Below are 15,686 nucleotides of genomic sequence, written 5' to 3' on the forward strand. Positions count from 1 at the left end.
GCGATGAGGCCAGCACATTCAACATCAAAGTTGACTGTGCTGACGCCTTCGCGGGCAAGCCCGCTCCCACAGGGATTGCGTGTTTAGCGACTTAGCGGTCGAGCAGCGCCAGTCTTTCGCGAATCGACGCTTCGATCCCGGCCTCATCCAGCCCGCACTCGGCCAGCATCTGCGCAGGTTTGGCGTGCTCGACGTAGATATCCGGCAAGCCCAGGTGCAGCATCGACTTGAGGATGTTCTCGCGGGCGAGAAACTCGCTGACCGCGCCACCGGCACCGCCCATGATCGCGTTCTCTTCAATCGTCACCAGCAACTCGTGGCTGCCGGCAATCTCGCGTACCAAGGCTTCATCCAGCGGTTTGACGAAACGCATGTCGACCACCGTGGCATCGAGCGTCTCGGCGACTTTCAGCGCTTCTGCCAATTGCACGCCAAACACCAGCAGGGCGACTTTGCTGCCCTGACGACGGACGATGCCCTTGCCGATTTCGATCGGCTCGAGATCCTTCTCGATGGTCGCATTCGGGCCGCTGCCGCGCGGGTAACGCACCGCCGCCGGGCCGTTGTAGAGGTGACCGGTGGTGAGCATTTTACGCAGTTCGTTTTCATCGCTCGGGGTCATGATGACCATGCCCGGGATGCAGCGCAGATACGACAGGTCGAAGCTGCCGGCGTGGGTCGGGCCGTCTTCGCCGACCAGACCGGCGCGGTCGATGGCGAACAGCACGTCGAGGTTCTGCACCGCAACGTCATGCACCAACTGGTCGTAACCACGCTGCAGGAACGTCGAGTAGATCGCCACCACCGGTTTCGCGCCTTCGCAGGCCATGCCGGCGGCGAACGTCACCGCGTGTTGCTCGGCAATCGCCACGTCGAAGTAGCGCAGCGGGAAGCGTTCGCTGAACGCCACCAGGTCCGAGCCTTCCTTCATTGCCGGGGTGATCCCGACCAGGCGCGGATCCGCTGCGGCCATGTCGCACAGCCACTCGCCAAACACTGCCGAATATTTCGGCCCGCTGGCAGGCTTCGGCGCAGCGGCTGGAGCGTCCAGGGGTTCAAGTTTGGTGATGGCGTGGTAACCGATAGGGTCGACTTCCGCCGGGGCGAAGCCTTTACCCTTTTTGGTGACGATGTGCAGAAACTGCGGGCCTTTGAGGTCACGCATGTTGCGCAGCGTGGCGATCAGGGTCGGCAAGTCGTGGCCGTCAATCGGGCCGATGTAGTTCCAGCCCAGCTCTTCGAACAGGGTGCCGGGAACCAGCATGCCTTTGGCGTATTCTTCGGTGCGACGGGCGATTTCCCACGCGCCGGGCAGGCGCGACAGGACCTTTTTGCTGCCTTCACGCATGCTCGCGTAAGTGCGGCTGGAAAGGATCTTCGCCAGATAATTCGACAGGCCGCCGACGTTGCGCGAGATCGACATGTCGTTGTCGTTGAGGATCACCAGCATGTTGGCGTTCACTTCCGGCGCGTGGTTCAGCGCCTCGAAGGCCATGCCGGCGGTCAACGCGCCATCACCGATCACGGCAATCGCCTTGCGATCACTGTTTTGCAGGCGGGCGGCAATCGCCATGCCCAGCGCAGCGCTGATCGAGGTGCTGGAGTGGCCGACGCCAAAGGTGTCGTACTCGCTCTCGGCGCGACGCGGGAAGGCAGCGATACCGTCCTTCTGGCGCAGCGATTCCATGCGCTCACGGCGACCGGTAAGGATCTTGTGCGGATACGCCTGATGACCAACGTCCCACACCAACCGGTCATCCGGCGTGTCGAAGACGTAATGCAGCGCGATGGTCAGCTCGATCACGCCCAGGCCTGCACCGAAATGCCCACCGGTCTGGCCGACCGTGTAGAGCAATTCCAGGCGCAACTCATCGGCCAGGGTTTCCAGCTCGGCTTCGCCTAACCGGCGCAGGCCGTCCGGCGTATTCGCGCGGTCGAGCAGGGGCGTGGTCGGGCGCTTGCGGGGAATCTCATGAAACGTCGTGGGCATCAGGCGAATCGTTATAGGTATAGAAGATGCGGCAGTTTACCTGATGCATCGCCCCCTGCCCACGCGTTGGTCTTTTTTGGCGGATACGCCGTCAGCTGCGGCGCTCGACGATATACCGGGCCAGCTCGCGCAAGGGCTCGGCTGCCGCGTCAAACGGTCGCAGGGCATGCAGGGCCTGATCGCGCAGTTCCAGCGCGTAGGCTTTTGCCGCATCGAGACCGAGCAGGGCCGGGTAGGTCGGCTTGTCCCGGGCAATGTCGGCGCCCTGGCGTTTGCCGAGGGTTGCGGTATCGCTTTCGACGTCGAGGATGTCGTCCTGCACCTGAAAAGCGAGGCCGATGGCCTGTGCATAAGTTTGCAAGGCGCGCAGTTCGTCCTGCTCGGCACGGCCGCTGGCCAGGGCGCCGAGTTTGACGCTGACTTCGATCAGCGCGCCGGTCTTGTGCCGGTGCATCTGTTCGAGGGCTTTTTGATCGAGCTTGAGGCCGACCGAACCCAGGTCGATGGCCTGGCCGCCGACCATGCCTGCCGGGCCCGCAGCCTGCGCCAGTGCGGTGACCATTTGCAGGCGTATATCGCTGCTGCAATCGCTCAGGCGCGGATCGAGCAGGGCGCTGAACGCCAGGCTCTGCAAACCATCACCGGCAAGAATCGCGCAGGCTTCATCGAATTTTTTGTGAGTAGTCGGCTGACCACGACGCAAATCGTCGTCGTCCATCGCCGGCAAATCGTCGTGCACCAGCGAGTAGGCGTGAATGAGCTCAACTGCGCAGGCCGCGCCGTTGGCTTGCTCAGCCTTGCCGCCGAGCGCTTCGCACGCCGCATAGGCGAGCAGCGGACGCACGCGTTTGCCGCCGTTCATCACGCTGTAGCGCATGGCTTCATAAAGCCGCGCCAGTTCCGGCAGCGGCGCATTGAACAGGGTTTCCAGCGCCGCGTTGACCCGGCCCTGGCTGGTCGCCGTGTACGCTGCAATCATTCTGGCTGTTCCGCGTCGAAGGGTTCCTCGGCGAGTTCGCCATCGCGCTCCAGCAGCACCTGCACCTTCTGCTCGGCTTGCGCCAGCGCTGCCTGGCAATCACGGGTCAGACCGATGCCCTGCTCGAAAGCGGTCAGCGAGTCTTCCAGCGACAATTCACCGTTCTCCAGACGCTCGACCAATGTTTGCAGGTCGGCGAGGGACTGTTCGAAATCCAGTGCAGCTTTTTTGCGGGCCATGGCGGCGATTTCCGGTTGACGTTAAACCGGCGCGACACTAGCAGATAGGGGGTTTATGGGCAAATGAGCGGGGCGATGCCAGCGACAACGAGTGATCCCTGGTGCAGAACAAGAATCCCATCTGAATACAAGGATCTCCTGTGAGACCAAAGATCTCGTGTGAGAACAAAGATCCCTGTGGCGAGGGGATTTATCCCCGATGGGCTGCGTAGCAGCCCCAAACCTATATATGTGTATCTTCAGGTCTATCAGGTCAGCTCACATTGCGACTGCTACGCAGCCGATCGGGGATAAATCCCCTCGCCACAGGATTTGTGGTGATTCAGGCTTATTCGGCTCATTTTGTGAGCCGAATAACCGCTCTATTCGGCTCACATCCCTCAAAAGGCACGTTTCCTACAGCTATCGCACCTGTATCCGATTGTTAAAAAACTGCCAAATGGCTAATCTTCGCGCCTTCTACGACCCGATAGTCACGGGTCTTTCAGACGAAGCGCAGTTTCACCGCTGTGAAGTACCGAGGATCGGGTGCAAGGTTTCGTTCAGGCATGGCAGGAGGCATCACATGCGTTCATTTCTTTTGCTGCTGATCGGGTTGGCCTGCGCGCCCGCGCTGCTGGCCGCGCCGAGTGCCGAGTTGTCGGAACCGGTGGGCGGCTGGCGCTATCACGGTTTGCTCGACCGCACGGAAAACCCGCAAGTCGCCTATCCGACGCCGCCGATCGATCGCGGCATCCAGCGTAATCGCACGATGATCCAGGGCCAACTCAAGGCCATCGGACACATGCGCCCGCCGCACAGCCTCGCGGTGAATGGCAATCCACTGAATCTGTACACCGACGACCAAGGGCGTTTCGCTCGGCCGTACGCGTTCGGCGCCGGTTCCAACAGCGTCGAGGTGATCAGCGCCGAAGGCCAGTCGCTCAAGCGTGTGCAATTTTATGAAGCAAACAATTTGCGCACGCCGGCGCGAATTCGTCTTGTCTTGGGATGGGACGATCCGAAAGCCGAGCTCGATCTGCACATTGTCACGCCCGACGGTCAGCATGCGTTCTGGGCGCAGCCGGCGCTGAGCAATGGCGGCGGGCTCGACCCGGATGGTGTCGATGGCCCCGGCCCGGAAATGTTCACCATGACCGCGCCGCTGCATGGCACCTATCTGGTTTACGTCAACTATTGGGGCAACTTCGGCAACGGCGGCTATAACTTCGATGAGACCAGCAACCAGAACGAGGTGATCACCTCGCAAATCACGCTGGTGCTCAACGAAAACACCGTCGACGAAAAACGCGAAACGTTCATCGTGCCCCTGCGGGCGATCGGTGATCTGCTGCTGGTCAAGACTTTCAACTATTAAGCATTCCGCCACGGATGAAATCCTGAGCTTTGGGAAATGAGCGAGAAGATGAGCGATAACACTGTGACTTCGGCTGTCGAAACGCCAGCGGCCAAACCTTCGCGACGCTGGCCTTTGCTGCTGGCCGGGTTGTGCCTGGTGGCCGGCGTGGCGGGTGGTTTTGGCTGGCTGCTGCTCAAGCCCAAGGCGCCGCCGGCGGAGCTGGCGAGTGACAAGCTCGGCCTGAGCCGTCCGGATGCCTTGCTGGAAACCCGCTCGTTGAGCCAGTTGCCCAAGGACCTGCTGACGGTGCCGTTCCTCAAGGCCACGCTCACCGAAGATTTCGTCTTCTATTACGAAACCCACGCCGACCGTCTCGGGCTGATCGGCAGCCTGCGCCGGATCATCTACGAGCACGACCTGAAGTTGCAGGACAGCCTGATCGAGCAGCTTTTCGATCAGCCGGCTGACGTCGCGCTGTGGCGTGGCGCGGATGGTCGCTTGAAGGATTTCCTGTTGGTGATGGATCGCGGCGGTCTGGCGAAACTGCTCGAACCGCTGGCGAAAGTCGCGCTGGATGACACGCAGCTCAGTCAGATGGGCGAACTGAAAGTTGGCGGCGATAGCGTGCCGCTGTACCAATTGACCTACAACGCCAACAAAGCCCTGTTGTTCGCCTCCCACGGCGACAAGTTGGTGGTGCTGTCCAACCCGGCCAAGTATTACGACCCGGAAAACGGCGCCTCCGAAGAGTCGGGCCACGTTTCACCACAAGCGCTGGCGGCGTTGCTCAATGGCGAAAAACTCTTCCCTGAAGCGTTCGGTCTGCCGGCGAAAACCCCGGAAACCAAACAGCGTCTGTCGGTGAATTCCAGCGTCCTCGCCATGGGTTATCAGCGCTTCATCCCGAATTTCGCCGGACTGCGGTTCGATATGGACGACAAGGGCTGGCACAGCTACCTCGCCATGGACGAACTGGAAAACCAACCCGACTTCGACTTCAAACCGGTGTGGCAAGCGATGCCGCTGGGCGCCAGTGCCTGCGTGACCCTGCCGGTGGCTGCTGAACCGCAAAAACCGCTGCTGGTCAAACTCGGCGCTGAAGACGCGGTGGCGCAGACCCTCACCGACCACGTGGCCGGCGCGGCAGGCCTGTGCTGGTACGCTGATTCGCGTTTGTACACGCCGCTGTTGGTGGCCAGTCTGAAAGACGAGGACAGCAGCAAACTTGATGGCGACCTCGGCAAGCTGTTCGGTTCGATGGTCGGTGCGTTCGAGTCCAACGTCGAAGAAAACGTCTTCCCTGTGGTCGAGAAACAAGAAGGCCAGAACCACGTCTGGCAGCGTCAGGTCAGCTCCAACTTCGGCCCGTATGCGGCGAAGACTGCGGAGAACCCGGACGCCATTTCCGGCAAGGCGTTCATGAAAGTAAGCCTGGCCCGTCATGGCTCGACGCTGCTGTTTTCCCTCGACGACAAACTCGTCGACAAAGCCCTCGGCACCCTCGACAAGCGCTTCCCGCCAATGGCCGACGTGCTGCCCAAAGATGTGCTGATGCCAATCTACTTCGGCCCGGATTCGATGGCGCAGCTGATGCAGCAGGAAACCCTCGACAGCCTGCCGCAGGACATGGAACCGGTGTTCTACAACGCCGCGCAAACCTACCTGATCCCGAAACTGCGCACCCTCGGCGGCTACGGCAAATATGCGCTGACCCTGCCTGAAGGCAGCGAGCCTGACGGCCACTGGCAATGGCTGCCGCTGGAATGGAAAGCGCTGTGACCGCACTGATCCGCAGCCTCGGCCTGCTTGCGCTGTTACTCAGCGCGGGCGCCCGAGCCATTGAAGCACCTGCACTGGATCCGGCGCAGTCCCAGGTGTTTCGCGCCTGGTTCGTGCGCATCGCCCAGGAGCAACTGAGCCAGGGCCCGAGCCCACGCTGGTATCAGCAGGACTGCGCCGGGCTGGTACGTTTTGCCGCCAACGAAGCGCTGAAAGTCCACGACGACAAATGGCTGCGCAGCAATGGCCTGTCCAATCGTTATCTGCCGCCGGAACTGTCGCTCAGCGACGAGCAGCGCAAGCTCGCCCAGCAATGGCAGCAGGGCGGCGGCAAGGTTGGGCCGTACGTCAACGCGATCAAACTGATTCAGTTCAACAGCCATCTGGTCAGCCGCGACGTGTCGCAGGCGCGGCCCGGTGACTTGATGTTTTTCGATCAGGGCGATGACCAGCACCTGATGATCTGGATGGGCCGCTACATCGCCTATCACACCGGCACCACCACCCCGACTGACAACGGCATGCGTTCGGCAAGCCTGCAGCAACTCATGACATGGAAGGACACCCGATGGATACCCGACGCAGCCAACCCCAACTTCATCGGCGTCTATCGACTGAACTTTCTCTCCCAATGACCGGTGCCCGCATGTTGCGACTCTGCTCCCGAATTCCTTTGCTGCTGGCGCTGTTGCTGCCACTGGCCAGCGTCAACGCCGAAGATTCGGTCGAGCCGAGCGGCTACACGCCGGTCTCCGGTGAAAGCTTTTTCCTGCTGGCCGATAGCAGCTTTGCTGCCGACGAACAGGCGATGGTGCGCCTCGAAGCGCCGGGTCGTGATTACCGTCGTTTCCGCATGGAACCGTATGGCGGCGCCGACATTCGTGTGTATCGCATCGACAAGCCGCTGGATTTCCTCAAGCGCCAGAAGAACCTGCATCGTGTGGTCAGCGACGGCCAGTTCAAGGGCGAAGGCCTGTCCAACACCCTCGCGTACCTATGGGATAACTGGTACCGCAAATCCCGTCGGGTGATGCAGCGCGCGTTCTCTTATGAATCGCGCAAGCAGGTCACAGAAGAAGTGCCGGAACTGAAGATGGGCAATGCCATCGCCGCACCGACACCGTACGACGCGCAGCCGCAATTTGCGTTGATTCCGGGCCTGCCGGTAGTCAGCCAGTTCCGCTATCCGCTGTGGCAGGCCAAGCCGATTCAGCCGCCGGAAGGGGTTAATCTGGCGGGTTCATCCAGTGATTTCGTCAGCGTTGCACCGGGCAACGTTTACATCCCGTTGGGCAACCTGAAACCCGGTCTGTATCTGGTCGAAGCGCTGATCGGCAAGTACCGCGCGACCACCATGGTGTTCGTTTCCAACACGGTGGCAGTGAGCAAAATTGCCGGCGATGAATTGCTGGTCTGGGCTGCGCGCAAACACGAAGGCAGTTCGGTGCCGAAGGTCAATGTGCTGTGGACCGATGGCCTCGGCGTGATGAGCAGCGGCGCCACCGATACCGATGGTTTGCTGCGCCTGAAACACGTCAGCCCGGAGCGTTCGTTCGTGATCGGCGAGGATGAAGAGGGCGGCGTCTTCGTCTCGGAAAACTTCTATTACGACAGCGAAATCTACGACACCAAACTGTATGCCTTCACCGACCGGCCGCTGTATCGCCCGGGTGATTGGGTGTCGTTGAAGATCGTTGGCCGCGAGTTCAAGAATGCGCGGGATTCAGTGTTGCCGGGGGCGGCGGACGTCAACGTCAGCGTGCTGGATGCTACGGGTACCGAGTTGCAGCACCTCGATTTGAAACTTGATTCGAAGGCCGGTACTCAGGGCCGCTTCCAGTTGCCGGACAACGCTGTGGCGGGCGGTTACGAGATTCGTTTCAACTACAAGGATCAGGCCTACAGCAGCGCGTTCCGAGTGGCGGAATACATCAAGCCGCACTTCGAGATTTCGCTGAATCTGGCCAAACAGGATTACCGCACCGGCGAGCCGGTCAAAGGCAGTCTGGTGTTGCTCTACCCGGACGGCAAACCGGTGGCCAACGCCAAACTGACCCTGAGCCTGCGTGCCCAGCAACTGTCGATGGTCGACAACGAATTGCAATACCTCGGGCAATTCCCGGTGGAGCTGACCAGCACCGAACTGACCACCGACAGCAAAGGCAACGCGACCCTCGATCTGCCGGCCGCCGACAAACCGAGCCGTTACATGCTCACCGTTTTTGCCAGCGATGGCGCGGCGTATCGGGTCAAGACCACCAAGGAAATCCTCATCGACCGCGGTGCCGCGAGCTTCCGCTTGAGCGCGCCGCAACGCTTCAGTGCGGTCGGCGACAAGGTTGCGTTCAGCTACGCCAACGAGGGCGGCACCGAGCAAAGCAAAGCAGTGACGCCGAGCACGTATGGCTGGGTGCGTCTGGAAGACCAGAGCACCGGCGAAGGCAAACTTGCCGCGAAGGATAAAGGCTTCAGCCTCGCTTTCGAGCGTCCGGGCACCTACAACCTGACCTTGAAAGATCAACACGGTCGCGTTCTCGGTGCTACCGGGCATGCGGTCACTGGCGATGGCGTCAAAGCGGTACCAGGTACCGTGGAAATCGTCCTCGACAAGCCTGAATACAAGGCCGGCGATGAAGCGCTGGCTTTGATCACGTTCCCGGAACCGGTCAGTGATGCATTGCTCTCGCTGGAGCGTGACAAGGTCGAAGCCACTGCGCTGCTGGCCAAGGGCGGCGACTGGCTGAAACTGGAAAAACTCAGCGACACCCAATACCGCGCGCGCATCCCGGTGAAGGATAACTTTGCGCCGAACCTGACCTTCTCCGTGCTCTACACCAAGGGCGGTCAGTACAGCTTCCAGAACGCCGGGATCAAAGTGGTCGCGCCGCAAATCGACGTAGCGATCAGTACTGACAAAGCGGTGTACCTGCCGGGCGACACGGTCACGGTTGACCTGACCACGCAGTTCGCCGGCAAAGCAGTGCCGGCGCATCTGACCGTCAGCGTCGTCGACGAAATGGTCTATGCGCTGCAACCGGAAGTCGCACCGACCATCGACCAGTTCTTCTATCACCCGCGCCGTAACAATGTGCGCACCAGCGCCAGCTTGTCGTTCATCAGTTACGACGTCGCGTTGCCGGGCAGCCCTGGCGCACCGGGCAAAGCCAACCGCAGCGAACGTGGGGTGAAAGTGCTGGAGCGTCCGCGTCGTGAAGACGTCGACACCGCCGCGTGGCAGCCGGAGTTGTTGACCGGTGTCGACGGCAAAACCCGCTTCACCTTCAAGATGCCGGACTCGCTGACCCGCTGGCGCATCACCGCCCGCGCCATCGCCGATGACGGTCAGGTCGGGCAGAAGAAACAGTTCGTCCGTTCGGAAAAACCGCTGTACCTGAAGTGGAGCGGCCCGAGCAAATTCCGCAAGGGCGATCAGCCGCAACTCGGTGTGTTCGCCTTCAGTCAGGCCGAAAAACCAGTCAAGGCTGAACTGGTCACTCACTATGCTGGCGCCGAACAACGCCTGCCGGTGACCCTCAACAACGGCATCAATTACCTGCCGCTGCCGGCGTTCGCCTTGGCTTCAGGCGAATGGACAGCGGAGTTGGTGCAGGACGGCAAGACCGCCGACTCCCTCGCTGTGCGCCTGAGTGCGACCGGTGACGGCTGGCAAGTGACGCAGACGCAGAGCCTTGATGTCGCCAGTGGTGACACGCCGTTGAGTCTGCCGGCCGACGCCACGGATATTCGCCTGCGCCTGGATGACAGCCCGCAAGCGCTGTTCCGTTCGGCACTCGATGATCTGCTCAGCTATCCGTATGGCGGCGTCGAGCAGACGGCCAGCCGTTTACTGCCGTTGAGCATCGCTTATCCATCGCTGGCGTCGAGCCCGCAGATCCGCGATCGCTTGCGCCTGATCATGCAAAACAGCCGTCTGCGTCTGGTGCAAATGGCCGGGCCATCGGCGAGTTTCACCTGGTGGGGTTACGACGGTGAGCCGGATGCGTTCCTCACGGCCTATGCCTATTACGCCGACTTTAACGCCAGCTATGTGCTGGAACTGAGCTTGCCGCCGGAGCATTGGCAGCGCGTGCTGGAGGTTTACGCCAAGCAAGCGCCGAACACGCCGTTGCTGCAACGGGCGCTGATTCTGTCGTTTGCCAAGCAGATGCATCTGCCGGTGAACACGCTGCTCAGCGGTTTGATGGACGATCTGGCCAAGGCCGGTGAAGGCAATGTGCAGACGCTGATGGACGATGGCGAAGACAGTCTGGTGATGAGCGATCCGGATTCGGCGCTCGGTCTGGCGGCGGCGCGGGTGCTGACCTCAGCGCTGGCCACGCAGTCGAAAGTGGCCTTGCCGGATGCATTCAATCGTCAGGTGGGCGCTGCGCAACAGCGTCTGTCGGTCAGTTCGCAGCCGTTTGCCGAAGCCTTGAACCTGTCGTTGCAGCCGTTCGATCAAGCGCGTGCGCAAGCGCTGCTGCAACGTCTGCTGCCGCAACAATCGACCTTGGAACGCGCGCTGGCGCTGACCTGGCTGCAACGCAGCATCGCCCAGGCGTCACCGACCATTGCACTGACGCCGGGTGAAGGCTGGAAGAAAAACTACGGCGCCAGCGGCGAAATGTATTGGACTTGGCAAGGCGCGACGCCAGTGCCGAGCGTGTTGACCGTATCCGGCACGCAAGAGCGTCCGCTGCGCGCGGCGTTGAGCTTCCAGACTCAGCAGCCGGCGGTCGATCCGATGGCCGTGACCATCACCCGTCGCCTGTCGCGACTGGTGCCGGGCGAGGAAGCCTTCACCTTCAAGCTTGAGCCGGTCGGGACCAAGCCGCTGTCCAGTGACAGTCTGTATCTGGACGAAGTGATCCTCACCAGCAAAGCGCCGAAACCGCTGCGCTACGGCATGCTCGAAGTGCCGTTGCCGCCGGGCGCCGATGTCGAGCGCACGACGTGGGGCATCAAGTTGCAGGGTAAGGATGGCACCGAGCCGACCGCGCTGGAGAAGGCGCGTTTCGAACCGGGGCAACTGGCTTACGCGGTGCCGGTCGATGCATTGAGCGGCGAGTTGCGCCTGCGCCATCTGGTGCGTTTCTCGCAGAAGGGCCAGTTCAACCTGCCGCCGGTGCGCTTCACCCAGATTTACGCGCCGCAGCATCAGGCCCAGGAAGCGAAAGCCGCCCTCGGTCAGGTCACGGTCAACTGACATGAGCCGGCCGCTGCTGTGGCTGCTGATGTGTGTGATCCCTGCGCTGGCGACAGCGCAGGATGAGCCGTTGCGCGTGGCCTTTAAGGGCGAGTTGTTATCGTTGAGTCAGACGCAACTGATCAAGCGTGAACCGTTGCCGTCGTCACTGGATACGCCGTTGGGCAGCCTGTGGAAGTTGTTTGTCTACGCGTGGCTGGTCGATACAGGTGCTCGGGAACCGGCGTATGAGTGTCGCGGGCAGTCCAAGGAAGAAGTCTATTGCTGCTCGGCGGGCGGCAAGATAGAGCGTGATCAGGCGCTGGTGAAATCCTGCGGCTTGTATTTCGAGCCTGCGCGATTGGGCATTACGGCGACGGATTGGCGAACGTATTGGCAGGCGCGACAGGCGCCATCGTGGTTGCTGGATTTGCCGTCGGTGCAACCGGCGCAACGGGTTTCCGTGGTTGAACTGCTGAAGGTCCTGGCCACTTTGCCGGCGCAGGATCAGGCGCGTCGAGTGCTGCTCGACGTGGTGCTGAACGCGGCGGACGGCAATGTCGTCGGTGAACTGGGCGGGCGTCTGCGGGTGAAAACCTGGAGCTGGCTCGGCGATCAGGATGCGCAATCGCGTCAGGGTGGGTTTGCCGGTTGGACGGCGGATGGCTCGCCGGTCTGGGCAGGCGGTCGCGGCACCAGTCAGATGGTTTTGCGCCACTACGGGCAGGCGCTTGCGACCGTGCTGCCAGCGGCTTGGCCGGCAGAGGCGGGGCGTTGTGTTGAAGTCGGGTTGTTCTCGCGTTATCCGGTTACACGGGTTCTGACTGGTGAGCGGGTCGTGCCTTCCGGCCCTTTGCGTGGCGATTATCGCGTCGAATTCGCCAACGGCAACGCGCTGGATATCCACAGCGACGGCGAACTGTTTCTGCTCAACGACAAACTCGTCGCAAGGCTTGATCGCGAAGAATACGTCGCCCGCGTGCTGGAACGTGAAGCCAGACCCGAACCTGCCGAAGCGGCCAAGGCGCTGGCCGTAGCGATCCGCACTTATCTGCTGCAAAACGCCACACGCAACGGCGATTGCCTGAGCATCGACGACAGCAGCACTCGCCAACGCGTCGCACCGCGCCCGGCCTCCGCTGAATCGCGCAACATCGCTGCATGGACGGCAGACCTGGTGTTGGCCGGCAGCACTGTCACTTATCACTCCGATCAACCCGGCCCGGACAAACTCGCCTGGCAACAAGCCGTCGAGCAAGCTAATGCCGGTCAGCGCTATGACGCGATTCTGCTGCACGCCTACCCGCGCGCCAGTCTCAGCCGTTGGGACAACCCTGTCGCTTCCTGCGAAGCATTGCCCGCCGCGCAAGACTGGTTGCAAAAACAGCGTCGCGGCTGGCGTGCGAAGCTGGAAAGCGAAACCGGCTACGACGAAGTCAGCACATTCGCCGTATGCAAACTGGCCTTCGGCCGTCCCTTCGTCGACCGCGAACGCCAACGTATTTACGTACGTGGTGTGCTGACCCTGCAGGATCGCCTCGACCTGACCCACGAATATCTGCACCTGGCCTTTGAAGCACACCCCAACGGTCAGGATGAAACCTACATCGAAGGGCTCGCCCGTCACCTTTTGCTGGAATAGACCATGACACTTCGTTATCCACAGGTCTTGCTGCTGCTCTGCACGTTGACCGCGTTATCGCCGGCGATGGCCGCCGACAGCGTCAAACTCGACACCCCGGTCGGCGGCTGGCGTAGCGGCGCACCTGAAGGCGAGGGCGAAAGCTTCCGCCAGACCGTCAACTACCCAGCCTCGTCGGTTAACACCCCGGTCGGCCAAGCCAACACCGCGCGCATAAGCGGTGAAATCAAAGCCACACCAAAGAACAATGAGCCCGGGCGGCTGATCGTCAACGGCGTGAGCATGCCGCTGAAAATCGACGACAGCGGCCGCTTCGATCGTCCGTTTTCCTTCCCCAACGGCAGCAACAGCGTCGAAGTGCGCAGCCCTGACGGCCAACAACGCCATCGCACACAATTCCTCAACACCAGCGGCGGCGCCACCCCGGCCAAGCTGCGCGTGCTGCTGGCCTGGGACAGTGACGGCACCGACCTCGACCTGCACCTCGTCACCCCCGACGGCGCACACATCTGGTACGGCAACCGTACCGCCGCCAACGGTGCCGCGCTCGACGTCGACGTCACCACCGGCTACGGCCCGGAAATTTTCGCCATGCCGGCGCCGATCAAAGGCCAGTACCTGGTGTATGTGAACTACTTTGGGGGTGGCTATCGCGGGGATGACGAGGGTGGCGATGAACCGGTGCAGGCGCTGACCACCGCGCAGGTGACGGTGATTACCGAAGAGGGCACTCCGAACGAGAAAATGGAGACGTTTCTGATCCCGATGCGCGCGGTCGGCGAACTGACGCTGGTGAAGTCGTTCAGTTATCCGTGAATCAACGGATCAGTCAGGAAAAACACCGCACAGCGCATTCCCTTCGTAACCGTGAACGATCGGCCCCAGCACCATGAGTGGGCCGCAGGCGTAGAGCGGGGATGGCACTGATTGTCGGGTGTTGAGCAGAACGGTCTCCCTCCCGAACTCGTCACTGCCGAAGGATTGCTCGGAGTACGAGTGGCAGACCGGCAGCTTCAAGGGCACCGGAATCACCAGCGCCCAGACAGTGATTCCGCACCATTCGCGGGTGGGCGTCGATGTTGCTGTTCGGGTGATTTGTGGGGTGATTGAACGGTAACTTTGCGCTCGGTATGCGTCGGTTTTCAGTGTGACTTTTTCTGGCAGGGAGATGCCTACTCCGACACACCCGGTCAAGCAGAGGCACAGGGTTGTTGCGGCAACGGATTTCAGCTGTGAGTTCAGCGTGCGGGGAATCAATGTCTAACTTCCTTGTGGAGCGTTGCTCGGATTTATAGCCCGGCCAACCGTGTTGGACGGCTACTTCAAAAGGGTTTTTACGCCAGCCCCAGATACAACGAGCGCAACGTCTGCACCCGGTTGCGCCCCTGATGCTTGGCGCCGTACAGCGCCTGATCCGCCTCCGACAGCAGACGCGACAGGTCGTAACCCGATTCACGGGTAGTGACCACGCCGATACTGACGCTGAGCAGCCCCGGTTCCAGAATGGAGAGTCGGGCGAAGGAGTGACGGATTCGCTCGGCAGTCTCCAGTGCAGTCGGCTCATCGCATGCGCAGAGCAGACAGGCAAACTCCTCGCCACCGATGCGCCCGAATACATCCTCTTTGCGCACGCTTTCCGTCAGGACTTCGCTAAACGCGATCAACGCTTGATCGCCGACAGGATGGCCGTAGGTGTCGTTCAAACGCTTGAAGTGATCCAGATCGCAAAGGAGTAACGCCGCCGGTTCGGCCCGCTGCTGACAGCTGTCCAGCAAGTGACTGGCGTGCTGCATGAAGGCGCGACGATTGCCGATGCCGGTCAACGGATCGCTGAACGCCGCGGCCTTGAGCTTGAGTTCGGCGCGTTCCTTGACCATCGCCAAGGTGATGTAGGCAATCCCGATGACATACAACATCGACTCGAAGAGCATGAATGAGAAAAACGGCACGCCTTCGCCACTGCCCAGCAACGCCTTGGTCACCGGCAGCCCGTCATCGGTCGCGCTGCGCACCGCATAGAAAAGGGTGTGCGAAACGGTCAGCACCAACGCCGGCATGAACGCAACGTCCAGGCTGTGACGGTTGCGCCAGAGTTCCAATGTCGTCAGCACGCCATACCCGAATGCCAGCAGAGAGTAGATCAGTACTCGATTCGCCATCGAGTCGTAAAAGGCGGGTATCAGGCACAACAGCAGCCAGACCACAGAACCCGCCAAAATGCCCGGCAGGTAGGGTTTGCGACCGGTCAGCGTGCGCATGGCCGTCCAGTTCATCGCGGCGCTGAGCAACAGCACAATGTTGCCGAAGATGATCGGAACGAAATCCACCCCGCGATCCCGCCAACTCACCAGCACCACGCCCAGCGCGCCCAACAGCATCATGCTGCCGAGGTAGGCCAGCGGCGGCTCGCGGGTTTCGCGATACCAGGCGTGCAGCGTCAACAGCCCCATCAAAAAGAAGACGAAGACGGAAACGACCAGCAGGGTCGGGATATGCAGGGCCATTCCATGGATTCCCGTGAGGCTCAATACCG

11 protein-coding genes are annotated in these 15,686 nt (G+C 61.3%); 6 read left to right on the plus strand and 5 right to left on the minus strand.

Annotated elements, in window-relative coordinates; all coding sequences use genetic code 11:
* Positions 1–91 precede the first annotated feature (91 nt).
* The 3 genes from dxs to EJA70_RS24845 all read right to left on the minus strand — a co-directional run bounded on the left by dxs (position 92) and on the right by EJA70_RS24845 (position 3,208).
* Entirely contained in the window at positions 92–1,990 is a 1,899-nt protein-coding gene (gene dxs / locus EJA70_RS24835) for a 1-deoxy-D-xylulose-5-phosphate synthase (RefSeq protein ID WP_158834253.1), read from the minus strand.
* A gap of 91 nt (positions 1,991–2,081) precedes the next feature.
* Positions 2,082–2,969 carry a (2E,6E)-farnesyl diphosphate synthase gene (gene ispA, locus EJA70_RS24840; protein ID WP_158834255.1) on the minus strand — a complete coding sequence of 296 codons (888 nt, stop codon included), beginning with the start codon at positions 2,967–2,969 and terminating at the stop codon, positions 2,082–2,084.
* Positions 2,966–3,208 carry an exodeoxyribonuclease VII small subunit gene (locus EJA70_RS24845; protein WP_003228627.1) on the minus strand — a complete coding sequence of 81 codons (243 nt, stop codon included), beginning with the start codon at positions 3,206–3,208 and terminating at the stop codon, positions 2,966–2,968. Before EJA70_RS24845 ends, ispA begins: the two co-directional genes overlap by 4 nt.
* Before the next feature lie 565 nt (positions 3,209–3,773).
* Here EJA70_RS24845 and EJA70_RS24850 point away from each other — a divergent pair.
* From EJA70_RS24850 to EJA70_RS24875, 6 genes are read left to right on the plus strand one after another with little or no spacing between them, the layout of a single operon-like run.
* Positions 3,774–4,565 carry a YfaP family protein gene (locus EJA70_RS24850; RefSeq protein WP_158834257.1) on the plus strand — a complete coding sequence of 264 codons (792 nt, stop codon included), beginning with the start codon at positions 3,774–3,776 and terminating at the stop codon, positions 4,563–4,565.
* 48 nt (positions 4,566–4,613) lie between these two features.
* The gene (locus EJA70_RS24855; RefSeq protein WP_158834259.1) at positions 4,614–6,326 is read left to right on the plus strand and encodes a DUF2138 domain-containing protein; all 1,713 of its coding nucleotides are present in this window, start codon (positions 4,614–4,616) and stop codon (positions 6,324–6,326) included.
* Complete coding sequence (locus EJA70_RS24860) at positions 6,311–6,961, plus strand: DUF1175 domain-containing protein (RefSeq protein WP_158834261.1); 651 nt, start codon at positions 6,311–6,313, stop codon at positions 6,959–6,961. The genes EJA70_RS24855 and EJA70_RS24860 overlap by 16 nt, the downstream gene beginning before the upstream one ends.
* The gene (locus tag EJA70_RS24865; RefSeq protein WP_158834263.1) at positions 6,958–11,532 is read left to right on the plus strand and encodes an alpha-2-macroglobulin; all 4,575 of its coding nucleotides are present in this window, start codon (positions 6,958–6,960) and stop codon (positions 11,530–11,532) included. Before EJA70_RS24860 ends, EJA70_RS24865 begins: the two co-directional genes overlap by 4 nt.
* Before the next feature lies 1 nt (position 11,533).
* On the plus strand, positions 11,534–13,153 hold the full coding sequence (locus EJA70_RS24870; RefSeq protein ID WP_158834265.1) for a DUF2300 domain-containing protein: 1,620 nt from the start codon (positions 11,534–11,536) through the stop codon (positions 13,151–13,153).
* Between the two features lie 3 nt (positions 13,154–13,156).
* Positions 13,157–13,969 (plus strand): YfaP family protein, encoded by an 813-nt coding sequence (locus tag EJA70_RS24875; RefSeq protein ID WP_158834267.1) that lies wholly within the window; start codon positions 13,157–13,159, stop codon positions 13,967–13,969.
* Between the two features lie 9 nt (positions 13,970–13,978).
* Here EJA70_RS24875 and EJA70_RS24880 read toward each other — a convergent pair whose 3' ends face one another.
* Together EJA70_RS24880 and EJA70_RS24885 are read right to left on the minus strand one after the other, a co-directional pair.
* Positions 13,979–14,410 (minus strand): hypothetical protein, encoded by a 432-nt coding sequence (locus tag EJA70_RS24880; protein ID WP_150648528.1) that lies wholly within the window; start codon positions 14,408–14,410, stop codon positions 13,979–13,981.
* Positions 14,411–14,487: 77 nt separating this feature from the next.
* Positions 14,488–15,657, minus strand: coding sequence for a GGDEF domain-containing protein (locus tag EJA70_RS24885; RefSeq protein ID WP_158834269.1), 1,170 nt, complete (start codon positions 15,655–15,657; stop codon positions 14,488–14,490).
* Positions 15,658–15,686: the final 29 nt, after the last annotated feature.

Origin of the sequence: Pseudomonas sp. PB103 (assembly GCF_009764635.1) — a bacterium.
Lineage (GTDB): Bacteria > Pseudomonadota > Gammaproteobacteria > Pseudomonadales > Pseudomonadaceae > Aquipseudomonas.